This window comes from Bacillus haynesii (assembly GCF_001969855.1).
In the GTDB taxonomy this organism is placed as follows: domain Bacteria; phylum Bacillota; class Bacilli; order Bacillales; family Bacillaceae; genus Bacillus; species Bacillus haynesii.
The window spans coordinates 177,085-202,094 of record NZ_MRBL01000017.1; the positions used below are offsets into that span (position 1 = coordinate 177,085).

Genomic DNA, 25,010 nt, shown 5'->3' on the forward strand with positions numbered 1-25,010 from the left:
GAGTAAACATGAAGAAAGCCGCTTCATCTTTTTTATCCTGTATGCTGATCCTCGCGCTTTTTATCCCGAACCGGCACATTTCCGCAGAGACTTCAAGCGAAAAACCGGACTGCCGTCCGGAAGGGCTTTGGGACTCAGGTGTTGAACATGTGCCGTATTGCGATGTATACGACAAGGACGGCCGTGAAAAGCTGGCCAATCAGTTAGACCGGAGAATCATCGGTTACTTTACGAGCTGGCGTACAGGAAAAGGCAATCAAGATCGTTATTTAGTAAACGATATCCCCTGGGAGTACTTGAGCCACATTAATTATGCGTTTGCCCACATCGGTGAAGATCATCGGATTTCAGTCGGAGATGAGACAGATGAGAACAACCCGTCCATCGGGATGACCTGGCCGGAGTATCCCGATGTAAAAATGGATCAAACCTTGCCGTATAAGGGGCATTTTAACGTTATTCATCAATATAAAGAGAAATACCCCGATGTGAAGGTTTTGGCTGCTGTCGGCGGTTGGGCCGAAACCGGCGGTTATGTCGACAAGGATGGGAAGCGAATTCCAAGCGGCGGCTTTTACTCGATGACAACGAATGGAGACGGATCTGTAAACCACAAGGGTATTCACACCTTTGCGGAATCGGTCGTTGCGTTTCTCAGAAAATATGAGATCGATGGAATCGATATTGACTATGAATACCCTACATCGATGCAGGATGCAGGGAATCCGGCAGATTGGAACATCGCCAATCCGCGGCGCAAGGGGTTAAATAAAAGCTTTGAGGCATTGATGAAAATATTAAGAGAAAAGCTTGATCAAGCGTCTGCTGAAGATGGAAAGTACTACATGCTGACCATTGCAGCGCCATCCTCGGCATATTTGCTGCGGGGAATGGAGACATTTAAGCCGCTTCGATATGTCGATTATGTCAATATCATGTCCTACGATCTTCATGGAGCCTGGAATGAGTTTGTCGGACCGAACGCTTCTTTATTCGATAACGGCGAAGATGCCGAACTCAAGCAGTCCAACATTTATACTACGCCCGAATACGAAGGGATCGGATATTTAAATACCGACTGGGCTTACCATTATTTTAGAGGGGCAGTAGAATCGGGACGAATCAATATCGGTGTGCCTTATTATACGAGAGGCTGGAAAAATGTGACCGGCGGAGCAAATGGGCTGTGGGGAAGAGCAAAAAGCGCAGATTGTCCTCAGGGACTCAGGCAATGCGGTGACGGAGCAACCGGAATCGATAATATTTGGCACGATAAAGATGAGCAGGGGAATGAAATTGGAGCAGGGGCAAACCCGATGTGGCATGCCAAAAACCTTGAAAAGGGTATTGCCGGTTCTTATCTGGAAAGGTATGGATTGAGCAAGGCTGATTTGACAGGCGCTTATAAAAGGCATTATGACGCAGGGCTGGCAGCGCCATGGCTTTGGAATCCAGAAAAGAAAGTGTTTCTATCGACAGAGGATGAGGAATCGATCAAAACGAAGGCGGATTATGTCGTTGATAAAGGAATCGGGGGTGTCATGTTTTGGGATTTGAGCGGTGATTATGACTGGTATCCCGAACGAAACGGCAGTAAAGGAGAATACGGTATCGGCAATACCTTAACGAGAACGATGTATCACAAATTCGCGGATACAACACCATACGATAATCGGCTCAGCACATCACCTTTGCCTGATGAATCACTAGATGTAGAAGTAGAGTTGACGAACTTTCCGTTAGGAGATCAAAATTACCCGATCCACCCGGTGATGAAGCTGATCAATAACAGCGATGTCACGATTACGGGAGGTTCTGTTATCGAATTTGATGTGCCAACATCCACTTCCCCTCGGTTTAGAAGCTGGAGCGGCGATCAGGTTGAAGTGATTTCTAAAGGGCATACGGGACCGAACATCGGCGGACTGACAGGAGATTTCCACCGCATCGGAGTGACTCTATCAAGCTGGAAAACCATTAAACCGGGTGAGGCAGCGGAGTTTCAGCTTGTCTATTATTTGCCGATCAGCGGTCCTTCAAATTTCACGATTTCAATAGATGGCAAAAAGTACAGGCTTAAAGGAAATTAAGTATACAGCCGTTAGATGTGACAGCCCGTTCCAAAAGGAAGCGGGCTGTCTTCATGTGTTATTGGGCGCTGTTTTTCCAGTTGGTCAAATTGTCGAATACCTCTTTTGTAATCCGGGTGCCTCTGTTGTAAGAAGAGCCGCCGTATACTCCATTTGTGTGTACGGCAAGCGAGCACGGACCGCTGCAGTTCGTTCTGGAGCTGCTTTGTTCGAATACCGGTGAACCGCTTTGTCCTCCGTACGTGTCCATTGCATACTGCAATTTATACGTATCGGAGATGGCAATCGGTCCTGAATGCTGCCATTGTGTGCCTGTTGTTTTATCGCCTGGGTAGCCGCTGATGGTAACAGTTGTCCCAACAAGTGATGATGTAGTGTACGAGTATCCGAAGTATCCAACGGTATTGCCGATCGGTTCGCTTAGTTCGATTGCGCCGTAATCGTAATTGGTGTTTCCGCTTCTCCATCCTGATGGAATAAAGTAGCGCGTCGATTTAACTGAGCCGTAAGGGTAGCTTGTCCCGTTCCGTCCCGGCGAAACAGTGGCTGTACCGGCAAATGAACCGCTTGATGTGTCATAGATGCAGTGCCCGGCTGTTGCGACGGTTTTCGGACCGATCATCCACCCGGTGCACGAACCGATGCTGCTTGAAATATGAACGATCGCTCTGTACGGATATGCGGTTGTGTTGGTGACCCTTGTCCGATTATCAGAACCAATCACCGATTTAATGCTGTAAGGAGCTTTGGCGGGTGACTTTTTTTCCGTTTTTTCCTTTGTTTCATTCACTTTTCCGGTTCCTGTAAATGCTTTTGAATACGAGCCGTATTGATCGCTCTTAATATTTGGGTCATAGGTAACCAATGTATCCACTTTGTATGAAGGATCGCTTGAAACAGGAGTATGAGGCGATGGTGCGGCTTGGGCCGGGTGGATACCAAAAGAATAAATAGAAATACCAATGAGACCTGTGATCAAACCTCGTTTAACACTTCTTTTACTAACCAAATCGTATCACTTCCTTATTTTGTTGTAAGTTCAAGTTAGATATTAACAAAATAATTCTGAATTTTCCATATAATTAAAAAGATCATACTAAAGGCGCGTATTAACATTTTGTTTGATCATATTGATACCGGGTAATGTACATGAAGAAAAGAAATTGAGGGGTGTTTAGGTTGTATAGTGATTTAAAAGGAAAAACAGCAATTGTGACCGGCTCTTCAAAAGGGATAGGCAAGGCGGTTGCAGAACGGTTTGGAAAAGAAAAGATGAATGTGGTTGTCAATTATCACAACGATCTCGAAGGCGCACGGGAAGCTGTCGACAATATTCAAGCAGCGGGCGGAAACGCCCTTGCGGTAGAAGCTGACGTGTCTTCTGAAGAGGACGTGAAAAAGCTGATTCATTCAGCAGTGGAACACTTCGGTTCACTTGATGTCATGGTCAATAATTCAGGATTTAACGGCGCAGGCGCCTTCCCGCACGAACTTGAGCTTGATGAATGGCAGAAAGTGATCGACGTTAATTTAACCGGTGCGTTTCTCGGCGCACGAGAAGCCTTAAGATATATGGCGGACCGCCGCATGAAAGGAAGCATACTCAATATATCAAGCGTTCATCAGCAAATCCCGAGGCCAAGAAATGTTCATTACTCCGCTTCAAAAGGCGGAATGAAGCTGTTAACAGAAACGCTTGCTCTTGACTACGCGGACAAAGGAATTCGCATCAATGCGATCGCGCCGGGAACGATTGCGACCGAAAGCAATGAAGACTTGGAGGGAAGCCGCAAGTCGGCACAGCTGAAAAAGATACCGATGAACGAATTTGGTGAGACTGAACAAGTGGCATCCGCAGCGGCATGGCTTGTGTCGAAAGAAGCCGCCTATGTAACGGGCGCGACTTTGTTTGTTGACGGCGGCATGACGCTGTATCCATCACAGCTGGAATAGCAAAACCCGTTTTTTCAGCTCCCGTTCTGCCTTTTTTCGAATGGCGGAATGGGGGCTTTTTCATCGTGTTACCTTTTATATCCTGTTTTTGTATATAATAGTTAAAAAGACGAGTTTAATAGCTTTAAGATATACCGCTGTATCGTACATGCCTCAGGATGCTATCACAACTTTCAATAAAAGGAGATTAATTATGCAAAACAATATCGTTCACATTGCTTTCGGCGAATCTGCCGGCGGCAGTATAAACATGATGCTCAAACAGTTGGGAGGAACCCAGGAAAAGAGTCTGATCGTCCTTCCTGAATTATTTTCCATCGGGCCGCTTCAAAAGCTGGAAGTCAAAGAAGGCAGGGACAATCGTTATCAATGGCTGAAAACGCATCTGAATGACCGATTTCACGAGTTTGGAGAGAGATACAGCCGTTTTGAAGAGGCGGTTTCTGCATTATCCGGCATTCCGGAGCAAGCCTCTGTCTTTATATGGCCGGGCGATCATGCACACGAACAAACGGGTCTGAGGTTTGTACACCATATCCTCCGGCAAATGAACTTGGCTGTTTTCCATCTGAATACGTCGAAGCACTTTCCTCATACCTGGAGCTCGGGCGAATTGAATGATGAAGAAATGAGATTCATTTATGAAGAGCGTGATCAGGTGCCTTTGACAGACGCTGAAAGGCGGAGCCTTGCAGAGGAATGGACAGCGCTGTCTCAGCAGACAAGCGTGTTGCGACTATGGGAAGACGGTAGAATCAAAAACGTGAAGGAGGATTTTTATGATTCGTTCATAATCGGCAAGCTGGCAAAGCTTCAAAAAAACCGTGCAGCCAGCACCTTTATCAACTGTCCCCGCTTGATCGGCGAGGTCATTGGCCATCTGGAGGAGAACATCGGAGATGAATATATCAAGTACCGTATTTTAGAGCTGATCCGCAAAGGTATTTTTGAGATGGAAGGCGTACCAAAAGGAATGAGATACTTTAGTGTCAGGTTAAAATCGCCATGTAAGTTCACCAGTTAAATCCAATTATCTCAATTTTCATGAAACGATTAATGGTATATTTCGTATACATAAGGAGAAGAAAATGAAAGAGAGGTAGACAGGATTTGGTTCGTGAACAGTTAAAACAAAAAGCGCAATCCATCAGTAGGGTTCCCTCACATTATCAGCTCATGATCGAAGATTACGGAGAAAAGTACGAAAAAGAGAGCCGGGCTTTTTTCGCCTGGCAGGACATGGAAGAGCCGGAGCGGGACATATCGGTGGAGTTAGACCATCAAGGCCGCTTAATCAGTTTGATAAAAGAGTATGAACCGGTGGTCGAGGAGTCTCTTCCTGAGGAAAGGCTGCTGCAAATCGCCCTTCAGTTTACAGAACAGCATTACCCGAATGCGCCTCATGAATTTGTTTTCGATGAAAAGAAGGCAACAGAACAATTCGTCCGTTTTACGTATGTTCAGACTGTCCTTGATCTTCCGCTTCCGCAAACGGGCTTTTATGTCCGGGTCGCCAAGAACGGAGAGGTGATGGAGTTTCGCTATAACGGCGGGACGAGCTCTTTCTCCATTCCAAAGCAGATAGCTGATCAGCAATCGGTGACAGCCGATTATCTTAAACATATTCAATTCGAATTGGCGGTCGAAAAAATCCGCAGTGAACTTTATGAAGGGGGAGATGATCGCCCGCATCTTATTTACGAAGCAGACTTGCCGTTTTACAGCTATCCCGCCGATATCACGGAAAAACGCCATATGAAGCCTGCGGCTGATGACGAGGATGAGGAGGAGACATTGCCGCTCCCTTTGCTGCCTGAGGCTGACCGTCAAGCTGATATCGACGACATGATAGGCTTTACCCCTTCGATGCGGAAAATCCGCGAAACCGATATGGGAGAGTCAATTGGAACGGTGTGGCGCCTGGGAAACGACCCTGAGCCGAGAGACCGGAGTATAGCCGGCTACTTTGAAACATGGAACCAAAATACGTTGAAAATCTTGAAAGACAAAAAGTCGGGGAAGCTCAAAGGGATCGCTTCTTTCATCAAATCGGAAGGACCCCTTGCCTTGAGCGGGGAAGACTGCTTGAAACGGGCGCTGCAATTTTTGTACAAGCTTTATCCCGACGCTGATCAGCTTTTTCGAATGCATCGGGCGGAAAATGACGGGGACAGATCAAACGCTTTTTTTCAATTTGATCTTCAATACAAAGGGGTGCCGTTAAGGCTTGGCTCTGCCAATATCAGTATCAGCCGGACAACCGGCAGGGTCGTCGGTTATCACGGTCCGGAAATCGATCCGGAAACACTGGCCGATCTGAGTCCTTCGCCATCCATTTCAGAGGAGGAAGCGAAAGCCGTTTTTGCAGCGGCATTTGATGTAAAGCTGCAATGGGAAAGGGATTACAGTCGGGAAAAGGATGACTTCTACAGGCTTGTCTACCGGCCGGTATACCCGCACTTTATCGATGCCCATGACGGAAAGGCGTTTACGAGCAAAAACATATAATGAACGGCGGTCGGCTGAGGTGGGAAAGCCCCCGGCCGCCGCCTCTTGTAAAATCAAATGTCGTCCTCGGTTCCAGTGGAGATCGGGTGGTCGGGGTAGCTGATCCAATCGCTCCAGCTGCCGGCATACAGCTTCACATTTTCAAATCCGGCTTCTTTTAAGCCGAGCACATTCGGGCAGGCTGATACGCCCGATCCGCAATAGACGACGATTTCACGGCCCGGGTCCAAAACAGCATAGTGCTGTCTGAGCTGTTCTTTGCTTTTCCATAATCCGCTTTCGGTCAGATTGTCTTTCCAAAAAAAGTTTTTTGCGCCGGGAATATGGCCGGCCCGGTGATCGAGAGGCTCGGTTTCCCCGGTGTATCTGGAAGGGTCGCGCGCATCGATCAGGATGGAGTCTTTTCTGCCGATTCGCTTCAGCACTTCTCCGGCATCAAGCAGTTCGTTTTCTCTGAGCGCCGGCTTAAATTCGCGCTGGATAGGACGGGGAACCTCGGCGGTCAGCTCATAGCCCGCTTTGATCCAATTGGACAGCCCCCCATCCATAATATAGACGCTGTCATGTCCTAGATAGTGGAGCTGCCACCAAAAGCGCGCTGCAAACATGCCGCCGCTGTCATCATAGACAACGACATCTGTTTGCCGGTCAATGCCGATTTTTCCAAGCTTTGCGGCCAGAAGGTCGGGGTCTTGAAGCGGGTGTCTGCCGCCGTGCTCTTCCACATTGCGCGACAGATCCTCTTTTAAATCAATGTAAACGGCTCCCGGTACATGGCCTTTCGTATACGCTTTCCGGCCTTCGTCCGGTTTTGTCAAATGAAACCTTACATCGACAATAACCGTTTGATCCGGTTTTTCCATTAATCGTTTGTATACCCATTCAGGACTCTTCACTGCTGACATTTCTCGATCCCTCCGTTCCCAGTTTTTTCTCAATTCTGATAATAGAAGAATAGCTTTCTTTTATGGGGAATGTCAAAGATAAATCCCGAAATCGTCATCACCTAAATGAAACAGAATATGATAAAGGTGACGACATCATGGGGGTGACTAAAATGGCAGTGGTTCAGGCTTCTTCTAAAGATATCGCTCTTTTGGCCAGACTTTTGAGAGCGGAGGCTGAAGGCGAAGGCGTCCAAGGAATGCTTATGGTCGGAAATGTCGGAATCAACCGCATCAGGGCAAACTGTTCCGACTTTGTGGGACTTCGCACCATTCCGCAGATGATCCATCAGCCGCATGCCTTTGAAGCCGTGACGCACGGTTATTTCTATCAAAGGGCGCGGGAAAGCGAAAGGCGCTTGGCACGCAGGGCGATCAACGGGGAGCGGCTTTGGCCGGCAAAATTTAGTTTGTGGTATTTCAGACCGGCGGGGGCGTGTCCCGCACAGTGGTATAATCAGCCGCATGTCGGCCGCTTTAAAGCGCATTGTTTTTACGAGCCGACGGCGGAAGAGTGTGAGAATGTCTATAATACGTTTTAACAAAAACATCCCTTTTCAACCGATTTTGAAAAGGGATGTTTTTTGCTCAAAATAATTCCGCAAGTCTTTCGTAAGACTGCTTCTTATCTTCAAACCGGTAGACGTTAGTCAAAATCATAAACTCATCTGTTTGATATCGTTCAGAGAGCTCGAGCAGTTTTCTTTTGACTGTTTGAGGAGACCCGATCACCATACGGCTGCGGTTTTGGACAAGTTTCCTTTTATCGGCAGCTGTGTAAACAGCCGATTTCGCCTCCTCAATGCTTGGGACAAGACTGTCCAGCCCTTTTTCAACCCTGAGAAGCCATAAATCTTGGCTTAAGCAGAGCTCCTCAGCTTTTTCATCGGATTCCGCACAAACGACGAAAACAGCGGCCAAAGATTGAGGGCGTTTAAAGAAAGGAGAAGGCCGAAAGCTTTCACGGTATGATTGAAAGGCGCTACTCCCTCTTGCGGAATTGATGAAATGCCCGAATACGTATCCCGCTCCCATGTCACCGGCCAATTTCGCGCTGTTTTCTCCCAGCCCTAAAAGCCACACTTCCGGCGGCGAATCCGTCAAAGGGGCGGCTTTGATTCCGGAATAATCATGTCCGGAAGGGACGGAATCAGTCAGAAAACCCAACAAGTCTTGAAGCTGTCTCGGGAATTCGTCCAGACTTTTATGAACCCCGTCTGTCAGCGCCAGCCTCGTTTTGGTTGTGCCTCCCGGAGAGCGGCCGATCCCTAGGTCAATCCTCCTGGGATAAAGGGCTTCAAGCTGTCGAAAGTTTTCAGCCACTTTAAAGGGACTGTATTGAGGCAGCAGAACGCCGCCCGAACCGACGCGAATGTTCGCCGTCTTTGCCGCAATGTGTGCGATCATGATCTCGGGAGCGGTGCTGGCAAGTCCCCGTGTGCTGTGATGCTCGGCAAACCAATACCTTTTGTACCCCCATTGATCCGCAAGTTCCGCCAGCTCTGCAGACTGCTTCACAGCTGAATACGCATCTGAGCCTTTTGATATTGGAACCTGGTCAAGAATGCTGAGCTGCATCATTTGTCACCGGCCTTCCTTTCGTGTTCCTGTTCAGTAAGTCAAGCATATGAAAAACAGCAGAAAGGGTCAAATCGAAGAGAGTACGAGAGTCAAAACATGATGAGTCAAAACATGACACCGTTGAAACAAAAACGAAATATAAATGTAATATAAATTGGCGCCTATTGTCGAAAATAGATGGTATAATAACGTCTGTACATTAGAAACGGATATATAAATCATAGGTCATAAGATTCATTTTTTAATAATGTTCAATCGAATTTACATAATGAAAAAACAAGAATACATAAGGGAAAGAGGAGTAGAAAGTGAAGAAAAAGGTGTATACGTTTGGTTTAGCGTCGATTCTCGGAACAGCTAGTCTATTTACCCCCTTTATGAACAACACGGCATCGGCAGAAACATCTCAGCAAAAACAAGAAATTCAGCAAAAGCGTTCTGAAGTGAATTCAGGCATCGAGAGCAAGCGGAAAGAAATCGCCAAGCTGCAAGACGAACAGAAAAAGCTTGAAACCAAAATCCAAGAGCTTGATAAAAAAGCACTTGAAACAAGCAACAAAATCGAAGACAAGGAAAAAGAAAACAAAAAAACGAAAAAAGAAGTGGAAGCTCTGAAAAAAGAAATCAAAGAAACCGAAAAGCGGATTGAAGAGCGTTCAAAAGTGATTAAAAATCGCGTGCGCAGCCTGCAGGAAAACGGCGGATCCCAAAACTATCTGAATGTCCTTCTGGGCGCACAAAGCTTCGGAGATTTTATCACTCGTGCAACTGCTGTTTCAACAATTGTTGATGCGGACAAAGACCTGCTTGACGAACAGGAGAAAGATAAAAACAAGCTTGAAAAAGCAATGTCTGACTTAAATACAAAACTGGACGAAATCCAAAAAACACTTGCCGATTTAAAAACGCTTAAATCAGATCTTGATAAACAGCTGAAAGAACAGGCGAACCTTTCTAAGCAGCTGCAAACGAAGCAGGCGGCAGCAGAATCAGAGCTGAGCGATCTGAAAAAAGAAGCGGGCTCTCTGACAAAAGAAGAAGCCGCTCTTGAACAAAAGCTTAAAGAAGAAAGAGCTGCGGTAGCTGCAGCAGCAAAAGCGAAAGAAGAATCTGCGACTGCTGCTGATTCAGGGTCTTCATCAAGCTCAAAATCAGGTTCAGTCAGCAAATCTAACGGATCGTCCAACAGCGGTTCTTCAAGCAGCAAGAAAAGCAGCAGCCCGTCAAGAAACTACTCTTCCGGTTCTGTTGTAAGCAGCAATGGAAACGCGATTGAAGCTGCCATCAGCACAGGTTCAAGCATCGTCGGCAGATCTCCGTACAAATGGGGAGGCGGACGTTCTCAAGCTGATATCGACAACCGTCGTTTTGACTGCTCATCATTCGTGCGCTGGGCTTATGCTTCAGCAGGCGTAGAGCTTGGATTCGGTGCGACAACAAGCACGCTTGTCGGCAAAGGACGAGCTGTCAGCGCGTCTGAAATGAAGCGCGGAGACTTGGTCTTCTTTGACACATACAAAACGAACGGTCACGTGGGTATCTATCTTGGCAATGGAACATTCCTGAACGATAACAGCTCACGCGGGGTATCCGTCGATTCTATGAGCAACACGTACTGGAAGAAAGCTTTCAGCGGAGTTGTCAGACGGGTCGTTGAATAAAATATCATACAGAAACAAACGCCGTTCCTGATCGGAGCGGCGTTTTTATATTACAGCGGCAAGTCGCGCTTTTTAAAGATGAGAATGCTGAGCGCGAAGGCGGCAAAACCCACTGCGGCGAGAACAAGAGACACTTGAGCGATGTCGGCACTCCCGTTCACAATATCGCCCGGTCTGAATAAAGAGAAAACCGACAGGCTCCTCAGCCATTCCGTTTTTTCGCTTAATTTGCCTAGCAAGTCGAAGCTGAAGAATAAAAACGTGATCCCTCCGGAAAGTCCGAGGGCCCTTTTTTCATCATTTGAAATGGCCGAAAAGAGGAACGAAATGCCGCCGACTGCAAAGAAGAGCAGAAAGCCGAGCAGGTTCAGAACGAGAAATCTTGACACATTAAAATCGTAATCACCGCCCAGCATCAAATGGTAGCCAGCCAGTCCGGCCGTTGTCGTCACGGCCATAATAATCAAAAGACCTGTCGTTAATACGGCTGCTTGGGTGAAAGCCACTTTGCCGCGCGTTGTCGGTGCAGACAGAATATAGGCCATTGACCCTTGATCCACCAGCTTTGCCAAAAGCTTTGTCGACAGCATGACAGAGAAGATCGATAAGATCACGATAAAGATTAATCCGTAATATTCTCCGGACATAAAGTCTTCGAGATTCCCCAGTCCGTTTTCAAACCCAAAAGCATTGAGAAAGCCTTCCGGCATCGATTTGATCATTTTCTCAATATCCTCCGCATTGCCAGCGATGCTTGGATAAATGCCCAGTATCAAAAGGATATAGAATGCGGAGCCTACTCCGTAGCTCATGATTCCTTTCATGTTTGTTCTCATCATTTGTTTGTACAGGGAGAGGTTCATTGCGCTGTCCCCTTTCTGTCATAGTAGTTCATAAAAATTTCTTCCAAGCTTTGTGATGAAGCATCAATGTGCCGAATGTGATATTTGGCGGTTTCTTTAATAAATTGATCATGGTTCCCTAAAACGGCCACTTTGACGCGGTTGTCCGTCCGGGACTCGATTTGCAGACCTGAATTCATGAAGGCGGGAATGTCGCCCGTGTTTTCAAATGTAACTTCAAATACTTTGCGCTGCATCGACTGCAGTTCATGAATATCCTTGACGGCAATGATGATGCCGTCTTTTATAATGGCGGCTCTGTCACAGGTTCTTTCGATTTCCGGAAAGCTGTGGGAAGACATTAAAAACGTCGTTCCTTTCGCTTTTTCTTCGAGGACGATTTCAATAAACACTTTTTGCATCAGCGGATCGAGTCCTGATGTCGGTTCATCAAGAATGATGACTTCAGGGCTGTGCATAAAGGCGGCGACAATCCCGACCTTTTGCTTCATTCCTTTCGACATTTTTCTGATCGGAGTATGAACATCGAACTGGAGCCGTTCAATGAGTTCATTGCGTTTAGCTGTATCTTTTAAGCCGTGCATGTCTGCCATGAAATCAAGAAATTGTTTTCCCGTCATGCCTTCGATAAACGCAATTTCTCCGGGGAGATAGCCGATATGCCGCTGAATGTCGCCCTGTTGCTTCAAAACGTCCATTCCGTTTACTTTGATGTCGCCATGATCAGGCTTCATAAACCCCATGATATGTCGAATGGTCGTTGATTTGCCGGCTCCGTTCGGCCCTAAAAACCCAAAAACTTCACCTTTTTGAACATGAAATGAAACATCAAATATACCTTTACCGTTGGAAAACTTTTTCGTAAGCCGTTCAACTGTCAGCATGTGACACCTCCAGAAATGAAAATTATGAAATAATAATGATTGAAAATTACATAATTGATTTTACGTTCTTATGAACTTTTTTGTCAACGAAAATTAGTGAAATATTTTTATGTTATAATTTCATTAAGAAAGATAAGTAAGGATGGTTATATGAACGGATTTGAAAAAAGGGCTTTGCTGATTAAAGAGAAGATCAAAAAGACGGCTTTGGATATGCTCAAAACATGGGAGCCAAAGCGCATCCGGATAACCGATATCGCAAAAGAGGCAAATGTATCGCAGGTGACGATTTATAATTACTTTGGAAGCAAAGAAGCGCTCCTGAAAGAGGTTTTCAAAGATTATATTGATCAGTCCATCAGCGAGTTTGAAGAATATATGAACAAAGATATTTCTGTTAAAGAAAAGATTGAATTGATCATTTTGCAAAAAAGGGAAGCTAATAAACAGAAGTTCGCTTTAACGGTCATCAAAGAGGTGATGATCGAAGACAGTGAAATCATGGATTATGTGAAGCGGCAATACGATGAAAAAATCATTCCACTTATGCTCCAAATGATTGAAGAGGGTCATCGGACAGGTGAAATCTCTCCTAAAATCACCGCGGAAAGCTTTCTCATCTTTATGAATATGATCATTGAACATTCAAAAACATTGGGTGAAGCCTTTGAAAAAAACCGACAGTTTACAGAGGAAATGCTGCACATTTTCTTCTATGGCTTGTGCGGCAGACCGTAGATGTTTGCTTGTAATAAAATTGACATCTCTGTCATTTCTGTGAAACGCTGAAACAATTTCCTTGCTTTTCCGTATATAAGGCAGATACAAAAAACGAAAGGATTTACTAAACGATGAAGCACTCCTTTTTCTTTTTTATGTTCATTGCCTTTTTTCTCGTCACAGGTTTTTCTGAAGCAGGCAAACCCTTTTCGATCGAGCGGGCTGATATACGCGCAACAGTAAAAGAAAACGGTGATTTAAGCGTAGAGGAAGTTTACAGATACGATTTTAAAGGTTCTTTTGAAGGGGCGACAAGATCGTTCAGCGAAGAAACCGCGAGCCGCTTGAAGAATTTTAAAGCCTATCTCCTTCCCGATCACCAGAGAAAAGGCGATCAAGCCATCCCGTTAAAGACAAAGAAAGAAGACGGGACTTATTTTGCTTATTCGGCATCAAAGGATGAAACGAAACATGTGATGTTTCGCTATGTGATCGAAGATGCCGCTCAAAAGTTTGAAGATACGTCGATTTTGATCCATTCATTTTACGAAAAGGCAAATACGGATTTCGGCCGCGTAAAGATTGAAGTGCGCCTGCCCGAATCGGTAAGGGCACGGGATATTCATGCGTTTTTGCGTGAAAAAGGAAACGGAAAGATTACGAAGGTGAACGATTCATCGGTCACCTATGAGACAGGACTCTATCGCGCAGGCACGGGCTCTGAGCTGAGGATATATTTTCCGCAAAGCGCCTTGAAGGAGGCGGTCCGGCACCCTTCTTACCAGACAAAGGATGAACTGCTGAAGGAGGAGAGAGACGAGGCGAAACGCTACGCTGAGCGGGATGAACGAATTGCCGGGGCTGAAAGGATGATTTTGATATTTTCGGGGATTGTCGGGTTCATGGTCATCATGGCTGTCATGCTTTCGTTTTTGAAGAAGAGGCGCCGTGTCATGCTTTCGTTTGAAGAACTCGAGTCCTTTGATCCCGTGCTTGTCGCTTTTCTTTACAAAAAAGGCCGTTTCACAGACCGCGATCTCCTGGCCGGCATGCTTTCTCTTTATCAGCGGGGATTGGTCACTATGCGGAAGGTGCAGGCTGAAGAGAGGTTTCTCGACGATCCTAAGGCGCCTGATGATACATACCAATTTGAATTCTCCGGAAGCAAGGCAGATTTGCCAAAGTCTGATCAGCTCTTAATCGAAAAACTTTTTGAGCAAACGGCTAGCGATACCTATATGTTCAGGCTGGATTCCCTCAGCGGACCGACTGAGGAGGAATGCAAGCACAAGGAGCAGCTGGGAAAATATGAACGAAAGAGGATCATTCTTCAAAACGTGGTTCAAAAATGGACGGAAAGCGTCAGACAAACGCCTGAATTCAGGGAGCTGTTCCAAGAAAACCGCTGGCTGAGAATGCTGTCGCTTTCACTGCTTTCAGTCCATACCGGGCTTCTGCTCTTTATTCTGTATGCAGATGTGGTCCATCAGGCCGGATTCATGGCGGCTTGCGTCATATTTGGCTTTGCACTGTCGGCGGGCATTGTTCTTGCGAAGTCAAAGCTGTATACGACTCTGTTTTTGGCCGGATTGTTTTTGGCGTCTGTTTTTACCGACAGCGTTCATACCATTTTGTATTACGGCATATGCGTCGGGCTGTCTATTTTATTAATTGCCTTCATCCCGGCCGTAAAAGAAAACAGGTATGCCTCCATCTGCCGAAGATCGATTCTTTCCTGGAGAAATCATCTGAGAAAAGAAGATTTGTTCTCAGGGAGAAGCCTGTCTCAAAACGAAAAGACGATGATCTATGCAATTGTGCTTGAGGTTGAGGATGAATCAACCGTGTGGTTCAATCAAACAGCAAACAGGCTTGATTACGCTTCCCCTGTACTGGGTATGGCCGCCGCCGGCTGTTTGCATTATCCGTTTTACAGCTGGCAGCTGCCAGCTTCGCAGCAGCACGCCGATGCATATGATGCAGGCGGTCCCGGAGCGGGCGGAGGCGACGGGGCAGGAGCTTTTTAAGTTGAAAGGGGCTATCGCAAACGATAGCCCCTTCAGCGTGTCGACAAACCCTCGCATTCGTTGTCAGGCCTGTGCGTCGGTGCTCACGAATTCCAACATTCGCTGCGCTCCGATGCTCGGCCTTCCTAGACTGCAAGGGTTTTCAATCACGCTGAAAGGATGACAAAATCCCAAAACTAAAAACCGTTTTGGGATTTTGTCAACAATCTGAAGGGGCTATCGCAATCGACAGCCCCTTTTAACTTATTTCAGATCCCCGCATTCGTTGTTCAGCAGTCTTGGTTCTGCGGGTGACAGGTTGATGTCCGTAAGCTTTTGCCAAGCCGAACACCGGCATGTTATGGTAAAAAGCCTCATAGCGCCCTTTTGGAATTGTATACGTTTCATGATAGATGCCGACAGCTCCTGATGCGGCAGTTTTCTGATAAAAACGGCGCCAAGCCGCCATATGTTTATCACCCTTTGCATATGCTGTCAAATCTTCGAAAGAACGCCAATATTGAATGAGAAAAATCGTCCTGAAATTGATGAATGATTCCATTGCCAAAAAGCCGAGGTCTTTGTTTTGATGAAGCTCTTTTATCATAGGGGGCATGGCGGTAAAAACCGGCCACCATTTATGAACAGCATGCCACTTGTTTATTCTCATCCCGATCACAAATACAACGACTTCATCTCCAGGGGCGGCCGTAAAAGGCTTGTTGATGATCGTTTTACCCATTGGTCCCTTCCTTTCCATTCAGCCGGTTGATTGTGGCTTCACACCATTCAATTCCGGCCGAGGTGGTGCGTTTTCCATAATCCAAAGTGAAAAGCCAGTACTCTCTGTCCTTTGAATGAGAGCTGCATGAAAGAATTGACTGCTCGATTGCTTTATATGCCTCAAGCCGTTCTTCAAGCTTTCGTTGGTATTCCTTGACTTTCAAAGCGGTTTTCTCCCGCTCTTCTTCCTTGCTGAAAAACAGCTTCAGCAAAAATTCGTTTTTTTCTGAGGCGATGCCATTGATCGGTTCTTCAAGCCAACTCTGCAGCGCTTTTTGACCTTCATCGGTAATCAGGTACTCTTTTCTGTCCGGCTTTTTGTCCGAGAGCGTTGGAGATGCAGCAGCCCAGCCTGCTTCTGTTAATTGTCGCAGCGCGGGATAAATTTGGCCGTAGCTGATTTTCCAAAAATGATTTAAACTTTGGTCGATCATTTGTTTCATTTCGTAACCCGTTCGATAGCCGGCCGTAATCAATCCGAGCAGTGCGTAAGTCGTGTGATTTCTTTTTGTCATACATACCGCCTTTCTATATCTATTTGATATATATCTTTTAGATACACTATACCAAACACGATGACTTCGTGCAACGCTACTATTGTCGTCTAAATTTTGACCAGGATGAAAAGATGATAAAAAAATATCGAAAAACCGCGAAACTTTTCTCTGAATCTTTCCGTATATATAGTTAAGCAGGTTAAATAATGATTCATTGGTCTTGTAGTTGTGAAGATATGAATCACGCTGGCGTGATAATTGGATCTTTCAAACTCTTATTCTCATCCAGCACTGTGATCTTGAAAGTCATGATTCAACGGAGGAGTGAACAGTTTGGCTATTTCTTTAGAGAAAGGTCAGCGGATTGATTTAACAAAAGGTAAGGCGGGGCTTTCGAAGATTTTGGTCGGCCTCGGCTGGGACCCGGTAGCGTCCGGAAGCGGCGGTTTTTTTGGAAAGCTGTTTGGAGGAGGAACCCCGAATATTGACTGTGACGCATCGGTGCTGATGCTGGAAAACGGTAGAGTCACAGAGAACAAGAACGTCATTTATTTCGGAAACTTGAAGAGCAGGTGCGGCAGCATCGAACATACCGGAGATAATCTGACAGGGGAAGGCAGCGGAGATGATGAACAAATCATCGTAGATTTGCAAAAAGTCCCTTCACATATCCATAAGCTTGTCTTTGTCGTGAATATATACGATTGCGTGAAACGAAGCCAGCATTTCGGAATGATCGAAAATGCCTTCATACGCATCGTCAATATGAATGATCGCGGGGAGATGGTCAAGTACAATCTGCGGGACGATTATTCTGGACGGACAAGCCTGATTGCGGGTGAGATTTACCGTGACGGCGCCGAGTGGAAATTCACCGCTGTCGGAGAAGGCACAAACGATACGAGCATTACGGAAATCGTCAAACGCTACGCCTGACATTCATAAAAGAAATGGGGAGATCAACATGGCAATTTCATTAGCAAAAGGACAAAAGGTCGATTTAACAAAAACAAATCCCGGATTGTCGAAAGTCGTCGTCGGCCTTGGCTGGGACGTCAATCAATATGACGGCGGCGCTGATTTTGACCTGGATGCGAGCGTGTTCCTGCTCAATGCGGACGGCAAATGCGCTTCTGAAAAGGACTTTATTTTCTATAATCAGACAGAGGGCGCAGGCGGAGCTGTCATACATACAGGCGACAATCGGACAGGGGAAGGCGAAGGAGACGATGAGCAGGTAAAAATCAATTTGAATGCAGTGCCTGCCGACATTCAAAAGATTTCTTTTGTGATTACGATTCATGAAGCGGAGGCGCGCCGCCAAAATTTCGGACAGGTATCAAATGCCTACGTTCGCGTGATCAATGAAGACTCGAACGAAGAGTTAATCCGCTATGATTTGGGTGAAGATTTCTCGATTGAAACAGCGCTGATCACGGGAGAGCTGTACCGCCACGGAGGAGAATGGAAATTCTCAGCGATCGGCTCAGGCTATCAAGGCGGGCTGGCGAGGATCGCCACCGATTTCGGCCTGCAGGTCGGCTGATTTTGACGATCCGGACAGCAGGCGCTACGCGGCGTCCGTTTGTCCGGCACCTGACATTTCTTAAAGGAGGTCCTATCGATGGCGATTCAATTATCTAAAGGACAAAGGATCGATTTAACGAAAACGAACCCCGGTTTGACGAAAGCGCTGATCGGTTTAGGCTGGGATACAAACAAATATACCGGCGGCGCCGATTTTGATTTGGATGCGTCGGCTTTTCTTGTCGATCAGAACGATCGATGCATTAATGAACGCGACTTCGTCTTTTACAACAACCTCGAGCATCCGAGCGGCGCCGTAATTCATACGGGCGACAACCGGACCGGAGAGGGTGAAGGCGATGACGAGCAAATCATCGTCGATTTCTCAAAAATACCCGCCCATGTTGAAAAGATCGGCATCACGGTGACGATTCACGAGGCGGAAAGCCGCAGCCAAAACTTTGGACAAGTCTCAAATGCGTTTGTCCGGCTTGTTGATGAATCAACAAATGAAGAGCTGCTTCGCTTTGACTTGGGAGAGGATTTTTCGATTGAGACAGCGGTTGTTGTTTGCGAATTGTACCGTCACGGAGCCGATTGGAAATTCAATGCCATCGGCAGCGGATTTTCCGGCGGATTGGCATCGCTTTGCCGCAACTACGGCCTGCAAGTCTAGTTTTGCCGGCTGAATCACGTTTGCGTGATTCAGTCTTGCTTTTTCATCAATAGGAGGTAACGAAAGTGGATTTATTTCATCATATTATGTCAATTTACGCCTCATTTTTCGATTGGGAAATGTGGGTGGAAGTATTAACGGACCCCGTTTCCTGGGGGCTGATCGGTTCGCTGGTCGTGCTTGAGGGGCTTTTATCTGCGGATAATGCTCTCGTTCTCGCCGTCATGGTGAAGCACCTTCCGGAAAAACAACGCAAAAAAGCGTTGACATATGGTTTAATCGGGGCCTACTTCTTTAGATTTCTATTCATTGGACTTGGTATGATCCTGATTAAATTCTGGTGGATCAAACTGCTCGGAGCCGCATATCTGGCATGGCTCGTCATCAAGCACTTCTTCATCGGTGAGGGCGATGATGAAGCAAACGCCATCAAAAAAGACAGCTGGATGGTACGCGTTTTCGGGGTCTTCTGGGCGACTGTCATTTCGGTAGAGCTCATGGACCTCGCATTTTCGGTCGACAGCATCCTGGCGGCATTTGCCGTATCTGAAAAGGTTTGGGTGCTTCTGATCGGCGGTATGCTCGGCATCTTAATGATGAGAACCGTTGCGAAATTCTTCCTGACGCTGATTGACAAAGTGCCTGAACTTGAAACAACGGCCTTTGTTTTGATCGGGATCATCGCACTGAAAATGGCTGCGAGTGTATGGCATATTGAAATGCCGCACAGCGTCTTCTTTATCATTCTGATTATCGCTTTTGCCGCAACATTCATCATTCACTATTTGAACAAGCAAAAAGCTGTGAAAGAGCAAACGGCGGCTTCAAAGGAAGAATAACAAACTGCAAAACATAAAGGGGGGAGTCTATCTGCTCCTCCCTTTTTTACATCAAAGGGGTGTATGATTCCTATTCAAAGAAGGTGACCCATATGCAATACTTTGATTTTTTATCCGCCTCTCAAAAAGAAGATGTCTTTTTCAAACTGCCGGGCTCGGTTACAAAAGACTCTCCGAAGCACATTCTGGAGCATGCGCTTGGAGCTGCGCTTTATGTTCCTGGGAACCGAAAAGATATAGCAGATGTCATGATCAATAACAAGTATCCTGAACTGTGCTCGGTCGTTTTTTGCCTTGAAGATTCGATTGGAGATTGTGAGGTTCTCCAGGCTGAAAACAATCTTGTCAGTCAGGCCGATATGATTTACCAGGCGCAAAAACTGCAGAACATCAGCAGCGATGTGCTGCCGCTGATGTTTATCCGGGTGCGGGAACCGGAGCAAATGCTCGAATTGGGCAACAAGCTTGGCCGTGCGCTTCACCTGTTTACCGGATTCGTATTTCCGAAGTTTTCGATGTTGAATGCAGAGCACTACCTTGATACTTTAACGAAACTGTCACAAGAATCCGGCATTGTTCTATACGGAATGCCGATCTTTGAAACACCCGATCTGCTGGCAATGGAAACGAGGGCAAAGGCGCTGCAGGAATTAAAATCAACGCTGGGCTTTTATCAGGATGTCATTCTGAATATCAGGATCGGCGCGACTGATTTATGCGGTCTGTACGGGTTAAGAAGAAAACCGGAAACGCCGATTTATGACATTTTGGTCATCTCTGATTTCATCAAAGATATCGTCAATTATTTCGGCTTGCAATTCGTGATTTCTGGGCCTGTCTGGGAGTACTTTGAAGATGCTTCGCCAACGGTCCCGCCTTTCGCGTTGAATTGGGCTGAGGCGGGGGAATCTTCGCTTGTGATCAATCGGTATATGGACGGATTGATCAATGAAACGCTTCTTGACCTGGCCAACGGCATTCACGGCAAGAGCGTGATTCATCCGTCACAAATAAAAGCGGTCCAAAGCCTGCATGTCATATCAATGGAGGATTATCTGGATGCCCTGAGCATCGTCGAAAGTGCCGACGGCACCCGCGGCGTTGTAAAAAGTTCTTTCTCAAATAAAATGATCGAAATCAAGCCGTACCTTAGCTGGGCCAAAAAAATATTATTAAAGGCTGAAATCTACGGGGTGTATCATGAAAACCGCAGCTATACGGACATACTTAGAGCGTCCAAATCGCTTTCAAATCTTGGATCACTCGGTAGTTAGCCAAGGCCGGAAGATGGGAAGTGCCGCAACATCACTCTGGTCTAAGAGCAGCAGACGACATAATATATTGTGAATATTCTCAGGGAAAAACAAATGAAATTTTAGGATGAACAGCCATGATGAAAATAGTCGATCTCACGAGTAGCGAGATTCTCAGTTCTCAGCAGGCCTGTGAAGAGTGGGGGATTGATTCGTCTACGCTCCGAAAGAGAGCGCATGACTTTCCTGCAGGAACAATCAGAAAGTTCGGGACAACATATGCCGTGACAAGAGCGGGCATGTGTGCCGTATTTGGACGGAAGAGTGATACTGACTCAGAAGAAAGGGGAGACGGCTGAGCGCTATGAATCAAGAAATTAATATTCAAAACGCCCTGGTCAATGATGATGAATGGAAGCAGATCATCAAGAAACCGCTGCCGGAGAGAACCCCGGATGAAAAAAACGGACATCTGACGATAAGCCGTCTGGCGGGACGGATTCTCGGAACGCCGCACGATGAAACGGATTACTACATATATCTCCATGAGCTGTATGTGTCCGGTGATGTGCATGTGTTAAGCGAGACGCTTGATAAGACCATTTCTCCGGAAAGGTTTCAGGCCATACAGCGCATCCATATGGTCAATCAGAAAGAAAAAGGGCTTTCCGTCAATCGGTTTGCCGCATTTCTCGACGGGGAGCAGCTCATTCCTAAGCACCCTGACGCCGCTATGCACCGGCATTTAAGAAAGGCGCTTATCGAAGTGCTGCAGATGTTTCAGTCCTTTCATGAAAAAGGATTGAACGATCCGGATTTTCGCCGGGTCCTTCTCGACCTTGTCAAATGGATGGGCAACCATTTGGAGAAGTGGCTGAAAGGGGCCGACTGCGAAAATGCGATGCCGAAAGTGGTTTGGTACGGGGACACCACAAAAAGCCAGCGGTATTTTTTATACTATTTGATGCTTGTCGGATGTGATGTGCTGCTGTTTCATCCGGAGGGAAAAGACGAATTTCGCCAGCTTGATCTCGAGCAAAAACTTTCTTTCGTCTTCACATACCCGGGCACGTCTGCATTAGAGCCGTTCCCGACTGAAAAGCCCCAGCGCAAATCAACGGTGGCATACCGTTCCGCGAAGGAGCTGGATACTGTTCTGCACAATGAGGATTCGCTCATGTACAAGCCTTGGCAGTTCAGGGAGCATACACCGGTCTCTGTGACGTTGAAGACCACGTATGATGAACTGTTTTTAATTGCGAAGGAACGCGCCTTTATCAGACCCAATTTTCAGGCGTCTCAATCAACGGTCAACATTCCGAACTTATTCGCGATGGTCATGGGCGTCTCCAGCAATGAAAAAGAGTACTGGGACCGTCTGCAGACACTGACGGAGTATAAGGAGTCGCATACGATCCGGCGCTTCCCGTTTACAAAGGAAGAGACGTCGAATTATCAATTCCATTACAGCCATGCGCTTGATCAAACGGGGATGATCGATCCAGACCGTTTAATGGAGAGCAATATATGGCGCTACAAGCATTTGCCTGAGGGAGTTCAGCGCGGTATTGCCCAAGCGGTTTCCAGAATGTGCAAAAGCCCGAAACTGCTGGCCTTGAACAATGAAAATACAGCCGCTGTGCAGCTGTATTTGTTTACTCAGGCGGTACAGCTTCCGGCAGAAATTTTGAACATGATTCAGACATTTGATTATTCACAGACAGTGCCGAAGCTGATCCTGTATCACACTGAACAGACGGGGACACTCACCCGGTCGGACGCGGCCGCATTGCTTTTGTTAAATGAAATCGGCATTGACATCATCATCTATAATCCGCCGGGCCATAAGTGTATTGACCACTATATCGATGGACAGCATTTTGATACCCATTGGCTTGATGACATGTCCTTCAACCAGGAGTTTAAAGAGCCGTCAATCGTCCGAAAGTTCATCAATAAAATTTTTTAAGGAGGGGGCCATTCTGATGGCAAATCCAAATGAAACAAGCATCGTCAATATCAGCAAAGAGGAAGAGATCACGATTGAAAAAGCGGAGGACATCCGTGCCAAACTCCGCCAGGAGCCTGATGTGCAAGCTCTGGCCCGGCAAATTGACGCGAAAAACCAAGTGGAGCTTTTAGAATTCGGAAAGGAGCCCGCTCTTGAAATATCGAAGTTCTCCGACCGCATTCTTTCCATGATGAGAACGAACAGTGTGACAGATTCAGGTGCGATGTTGACGCAGCTCGGAAAAATCATGGACCGCTTTGACAAGAATGACTTTGAAGAACAGAAAGGCCTGCTCTCCAAATTATTTAAGCGCGGCAACAGCATGATCGAGAAAATATTTAAAAAATATCAAACGCTCGGCGGAGAAATCGAAAAAATCAACGTCGAAATTTCGAAATATAAAGATGAAATGACAAAATCAACCGTGACGCTTGATGAAATGTATGAAAGCAATCTCAATTACTATGTGGAGCTGGAGAAATACGTCGTAGCCGGCCAGGTGAAAATAGAAGAATTGCAGCAGCTCATCCCTGAATATGAAGCGAAAGCGGCCAGCGGTAACCAGATGGCGCAGATGGAGCTTGATACGCTTCGAAACGGCATTCAAGCGCTGGAAGAACGGGTGTATGATCTCGATATGGCGCGGATGGTCGCGATTCAAACAGCGCCGCAAATCCGCCTGCTTCAGCGCGGAAACACAAAGCTGATCGGGAAAATCAACTCGGCATTTATCATTACGATTCCGATTTTCAAAAACGGCATCATCCAGGCTGTTACCGCCAAGCGCCAAAAGCTTGTCGCCGATTCAATGAGCGAACTCGACCGCCGCACAAACGAAATGCTGAAGCGGAACGCGGAAAATATTTCAAGCCAGTCCGTCGAAATTGCGAGAATGTCCGGAAGACCGAGCATTGATATTGAAACGATCGAACAATCTTGGAATACGATTGTCAAAGGCATGCAGGAGACGAAGCAGATTGAAGATGAGAACAAACGCCTGCGCGAAGAAGGGGCAAAACGCATATTGGAACTTCAGGACAATATGAAAAAAGCCGCTTTAAACGGTTAAAAAGGATAAAAAAGAAGCCGCCCCTTGGATTAGCTGGCGGCGGCTTCAAATATACAAAAAATCGCCGCCATGATAGGCGGTTTTTTATGTTATGCTAGAGAAAGAGATTCCCATGGTAAAAAATATATAAACATGAAGGGGATGGAAGTATGACCGCTTTATGGCTGGCATTCGGCGGCGGTTTCCTGTCGTTTATTTCTCCTTGCTGTCTGCCTTTGTATCCATCATTTATTTCCTACATCACCGGGATTTCGGTCAGCGAATTGAAAAACCGAAATGCAAAGCATATCAAACAGTTGGTGATGATTCACGCGGCGGCTTTTTTGGCCGGTTTTTCTGTGATCTTTTACATATTGGGTTTCTCCGCCAGCTCGTTTGGCCTGCTGTTTTTGCAATACCATAACTTGATCCGCATGCTGGGCGGGATATTTGTCGTCGTCATGGGCCTGTTCTTACTCGGCGTTTTCAGGCCGGCTTTCATGATGAAGGAGCGGCGCTTTTCGTTTAGAAAGGGAAAAATAGGCTTGCTGAATTCGATGCTGGTTGGAATGATTTTTGCGGCGGGCTGGACGCCTTGCATCGGGCCTATATTCGGAACGATCGCATATGCAAATTTTCAGAACCCTGATTTTGGGAGCGCATTCATGATGATCACCGCATATTCTTTAGGCTTTGCCATTCCTTTTTTGCTCATGGCGTTTTTTATCGGAAACATCAGGCCGCTTATGAAATATTCGAATATGCTCATGAAAGTGGGAGGCGCGCTGATGATTGTCATCGGCATCCTGCTTTATACGGACAACATGATATGGATTAATATCTGGTATTCGAATTTGACGAATCTCTTTTGAAAAACTTCCCGCGCCGCATTATGTGAGTAAGATTGTGAAAAACAGCAAAATAGCGGAGGACATCATGTATCTGTCTGATCATTCATTTAAGGGACATGAGAATGTAGCCGATCGGTTTTGGGAGGTTCGCAAATCTGAAGAGCCAAACGGGCTTTATCCGCTCGACAGCCGGATGGTGGAATTCGCGGAGAAAGCGCTTGAATCTGCATTTCATCATTCAGGAGGATCAGGGTGACTCTTCACAAGAGCATCCAATCGTCATGATCCGGGATAGATAACCGAAAGATCTGCCGA

The 25,010-nt window shown here is 46.4% G+C and carries 25 protein-coding genes; 18 read left to right on the forward strand and 7 right to left on the reverse strand.

What is annotated here, in order from left to right; translation table 11 throughout:
- The first annotated feature begins 8 nt into the window (after positions 1 to 8).
- A complete protein-coding gene (locus BTA31_RS15900) occupies positions 9 to 2,090 on the forward strand; it encodes a glycosyl hydrolase family 18 protein (RefSeq protein WP_076793133.1) in 2,082 nt (693 codons plus the stop codon).
- Positions 2,091 to 2,148: 58 nt separating this feature from the next.
- Here BTA31_RS15900 and BTA31_RS15905 read toward each other — a convergent pair whose 3' ends face one another.
- Entirely contained in the window at positions 2,149 to 3,099 is a 951-nt protein-coding gene (locus BTA31_RS15905) for a trypsin-like serine peptidase (RefSeq protein WP_076793134.1), read from the reverse strand.
- A gap of 170 nt (positions 3,100 to 3,269) precedes the next feature.
- Here BTA31_RS15905 and BTA31_RS15910 point away from each other — a divergent pair, with 170 nt between their 5' ends.
- The 3 genes from BTA31_RS15910 to BTA31_RS15920 all read left to right on the forward strand — a co-directional run bounded on the left by BTA31_RS15910 (position 3,270) and on the right by BTA31_RS15920 (position 6,551).
- Positions 3,270 to 4,043, forward strand: a complete 774-nt coding sequence (locus tag BTA31_RS15910; RefSeq protein WP_043926143.1) for a glucose 1-dehydrogenase — start codon at positions 3,270 to 3,272, stop codon at positions 4,041 to 4,043.
- 193 nt (positions 4,044 to 4,236) lie between these two features.
- On the forward strand, positions 4,237 to 5,067 hold the full coding sequence (locus tag BTA31_RS15915) for a DUF1835 domain-containing protein (RefSeq protein WP_076793135.1): 831 nt from the start codon (positions 4,237 to 4,239) through the stop codon (positions 5,065 to 5,067).
- Positions 5,068 to 5,153: 86 nt separating this feature from the next.
- Positions 5,154 to 6,551, forward strand: a complete 1,398-nt coding sequence (locus BTA31_RS15920) for a YcdB/YcdC domain-containing protein (protein WP_076793136.1) — start codon at positions 5,154 to 5,156, stop codon at positions 6,549 to 6,551.
- A gap of 53 nt (positions 6,552 to 6,604) precedes the next feature.
- Here the strand turns inward: BTA31_RS15920 and BTA31_RS15925 are convergent, their stop codons facing one another.
- On the reverse strand, positions 6,605 to 7,456 hold the full coding sequence (locus BTA31_RS15925; RefSeq protein ID WP_076793137.1) for a sulfurtransferase: 852 nt from the start codon (positions 7,454 to 7,456) through the stop codon (positions 6,605 to 6,607).
- Positions 7,457 to 7,608: 152 nt separating this feature from the next.
- Here BTA31_RS15925 and BTA31_RS15930 point away from each other — a divergent pair, with 152 nt between their 5' ends.
- Positions 7,609 to 8,037 (forward strand): cell wall hydrolase, encoded by a 429-nt coding sequence (locus tag BTA31_RS15930; RefSeq protein WP_043926147.1) that lies wholly within the window; start codon positions 7,609 to 7,611, stop codon positions 8,035 to 8,037.
- 46 nt (positions 8,038 to 8,083) lie between these two features.
- Here BTA31_RS15930 and BTA31_RS15935 read toward each other — a convergent pair whose 3' ends face one another.
- Positions 8,084 to 9,076, reverse strand: coding sequence for an LLM class flavin-dependent oxidoreductase (locus tag BTA31_RS15935; RefSeq protein ID WP_076793138.1), 993 nt, complete (start codon positions 9,074 to 9,076; stop codon positions 8,084 to 8,086).
- Positions 9,077 to 9,384: 308 nt separating this feature from the next.
- Here BTA31_RS15935 and BTA31_RS15940 point away from each other — a divergent pair, with 308 nt between their 5' ends.
- Positions 9,385 to 10,737: a C40 family peptidase gene (locus BTA31_RS15940; RefSeq protein WP_076793139.1), complete on the forward strand. Its 1,353-nt coding sequence runs from the start codon at positions 9,385 to 9,387 to the stop codon at positions 10,735 to 10,737.
- A 50-nt stretch (positions 10,738 to 10,787) separates the two neighbouring features.
- Here the strand turns inward: BTA31_RS15940 and BTA31_RS15945 are convergent, their stop codons facing one another.
- Both BTA31_RS15945 and BTA31_RS15950 read right to left on the reverse strand, forming a co-directional pair.
- A complete protein-coding gene (locus BTA31_RS15945) occupies positions 10,788 to 11,600 on the reverse strand; it encodes an ABC transporter permease subunit (protein ID WP_076793140.1) in 813 nt (270 codons plus the stop codon).
- Positions 11,597 to 12,484: an ABC transporter ATP-binding protein gene (locus BTA31_RS15950; RefSeq protein WP_076793141.1), complete on the reverse strand. Its 888-nt coding sequence runs from the start codon at positions 12,482 to 12,484 to the stop codon at positions 11,597 to 11,599. The genes BTA31_RS15945 and BTA31_RS15950 overlap by 4 nt, the downstream gene beginning before the upstream one ends.
- A 150-nt stretch (positions 12,485 to 12,634) precedes the next feature.
- Between BTA31_RS15950 and BTA31_RS15955 the strand changes: the two genes are divergently transcribed.
- Together BTA31_RS15955 and BTA31_RS15960 are read left to right on the forward strand one after the other, a co-directional pair.
- Entirely contained in the window at positions 12,635 to 13,222 is a 588-nt protein-coding gene (locus BTA31_RS15955; RefSeq protein ID WP_076793142.1) for a TetR/AcrR family transcriptional regulator, read from the forward strand.
- Between the two features lie 113 nt (positions 13,223 to 13,335).
- A complete protein-coding gene (locus BTA31_RS15960) occupies positions 13,336 to 15,231 on the forward strand; it encodes a DUF2207 domain-containing protein (RefSeq protein WP_076793143.1) in 1,896 nt (631 codons plus the stop codon).
- Between the two features lie 238 nt (positions 15,232 to 15,469).
- Here the strand turns inward: BTA31_RS15960 and BTA31_RS15965 are convergent, their stop codons facing one another.
- Entirely contained in the window at positions 15,470 to 15,952 is a 483-nt protein-coding gene (locus tag BTA31_RS15965) for a DUF4188 domain-containing protein (protein WP_076793144.1), read from the reverse strand.
- Positions 15,945 to 16,508 (reverse strand): PadR family transcriptional regulator, encoded by a 564-nt coding sequence (locus tag BTA31_RS15970; RefSeq protein WP_043925474.1) that lies wholly within the window; start codon positions 16,506 to 16,508, stop codon positions 15,945 to 15,947. Before BTA31_RS15970 ends, BTA31_RS15965 begins: the two co-directional genes overlap by 8 nt.
- 315 nt (positions 16,509 to 16,823) lie before the next feature.
- Here BTA31_RS15970 and BTA31_RS15975 point away from each other — a divergent pair, with 315 nt between their 5' ends.
- The 10 genes from BTA31_RS15975 to BTA31_RS16020 all read left to right on the forward strand — a co-directional run bounded on the left by BTA31_RS15975 (position 16,824) and on the right by BTA31_RS16020 (position 24,951).
- Positions 16,824 to 17,426, forward strand: coding sequence for a TerD family protein (locus BTA31_RS15975; protein WP_043925473.1), 603 nt, complete (start codon positions 16,824 to 16,826; stop codon positions 17,424 to 17,426).
- 28 nt (positions 17,427 to 17,454) lie between these two features.
- Positions 17,455 to 18,036, forward strand: a complete 582-nt coding sequence (locus BTA31_RS15980; protein WP_043925472.1) for a TerD family protein — start codon at positions 17,455 to 17,457, stop codon at positions 18,034 to 18,036.
- Positions 18,037 to 18,114: 78 nt separating this feature from the next.
- Complete coding sequence (locus BTA31_RS15985; RefSeq protein WP_043925471.1) at positions 18,115 to 18,693, forward strand: TerD family protein; 579 nt, start codon at positions 18,115 to 18,117, stop codon at positions 18,691 to 18,693.
- A gap of 65 nt (positions 18,694 to 18,758) precedes the next feature.
- A complete protein-coding gene (locus BTA31_RS15990) occupies positions 18,759 to 19,532 on the forward strand; it encodes a TerC family protein (RefSeq protein WP_043925470.1) in 774 nt (257 codons plus the stop codon).
- 92 nt (positions 19,533 to 19,624) lie between these two features.
- A complete protein-coding gene (locus tag BTA31_RS15995) occupies positions 19,625 to 20,806 on the forward strand; it encodes an HpcH/HpaI aldolase/citrate lyase family protein (protein ID WP_076793145.1) in 1,182 nt (393 codons plus the stop codon).
- 116 nt (positions 20,807 to 20,922) lie between these two features.
- A complete protein-coding gene (locus BTA31_RS16000) occupies positions 20,923 to 21,144 on the forward strand; it encodes a helix-turn-helix domain-containing protein (protein WP_003178729.1) in 222 nt (73 codons plus the stop codon).
- Positions 21,145 to 21,149: 5 nt separating this feature from the next.
- Positions 21,150 to 22,754 carry a YceG family protein gene (locus tag BTA31_RS16005; protein WP_076793146.1) on the forward strand — a complete coding sequence of 535 codons (1,605 nt, stop codon included), beginning with the start codon at positions 21,150 to 21,152 and terminating at the stop codon, positions 22,752 to 22,754.
- A 16-nt stretch (positions 22,755 to 22,770) separates the two neighbouring features.
- Positions 22,771 to 23,865 carry a toxic anion resistance protein gene (locus BTA31_RS16010; protein ID WP_076793147.1) on the forward strand — a complete coding sequence of 365 codons (1,095 nt, stop codon included), beginning with the start codon at positions 22,771 to 22,773 and terminating at the stop codon, positions 23,863 to 23,865.
- Between the two features lie 149 nt (positions 23,866 to 24,014).
- Positions 24,015 to 24,716, forward strand: a complete 702-nt coding sequence (locus BTA31_RS16015) for a cytochrome c biogenesis CcdA family protein (protein ID WP_043925466.1) — start codon at positions 24,015 to 24,017, stop codon at positions 24,714 to 24,716.
- A gap of 34 nt (positions 24,717 to 24,750) precedes the next feature.
- Positions 24,751 to 24,951: a hypothetical protein gene (locus tag BTA31_RS16020; RefSeq protein ID WP_239693220.1), complete on the forward strand. Its 201-nt coding sequence runs from the start codon at positions 24,751 to 24,753 to the stop codon at positions 24,949 to 24,951.
- Positions 24,952 to 25,010 lie beyond the last annotated feature (59 nt).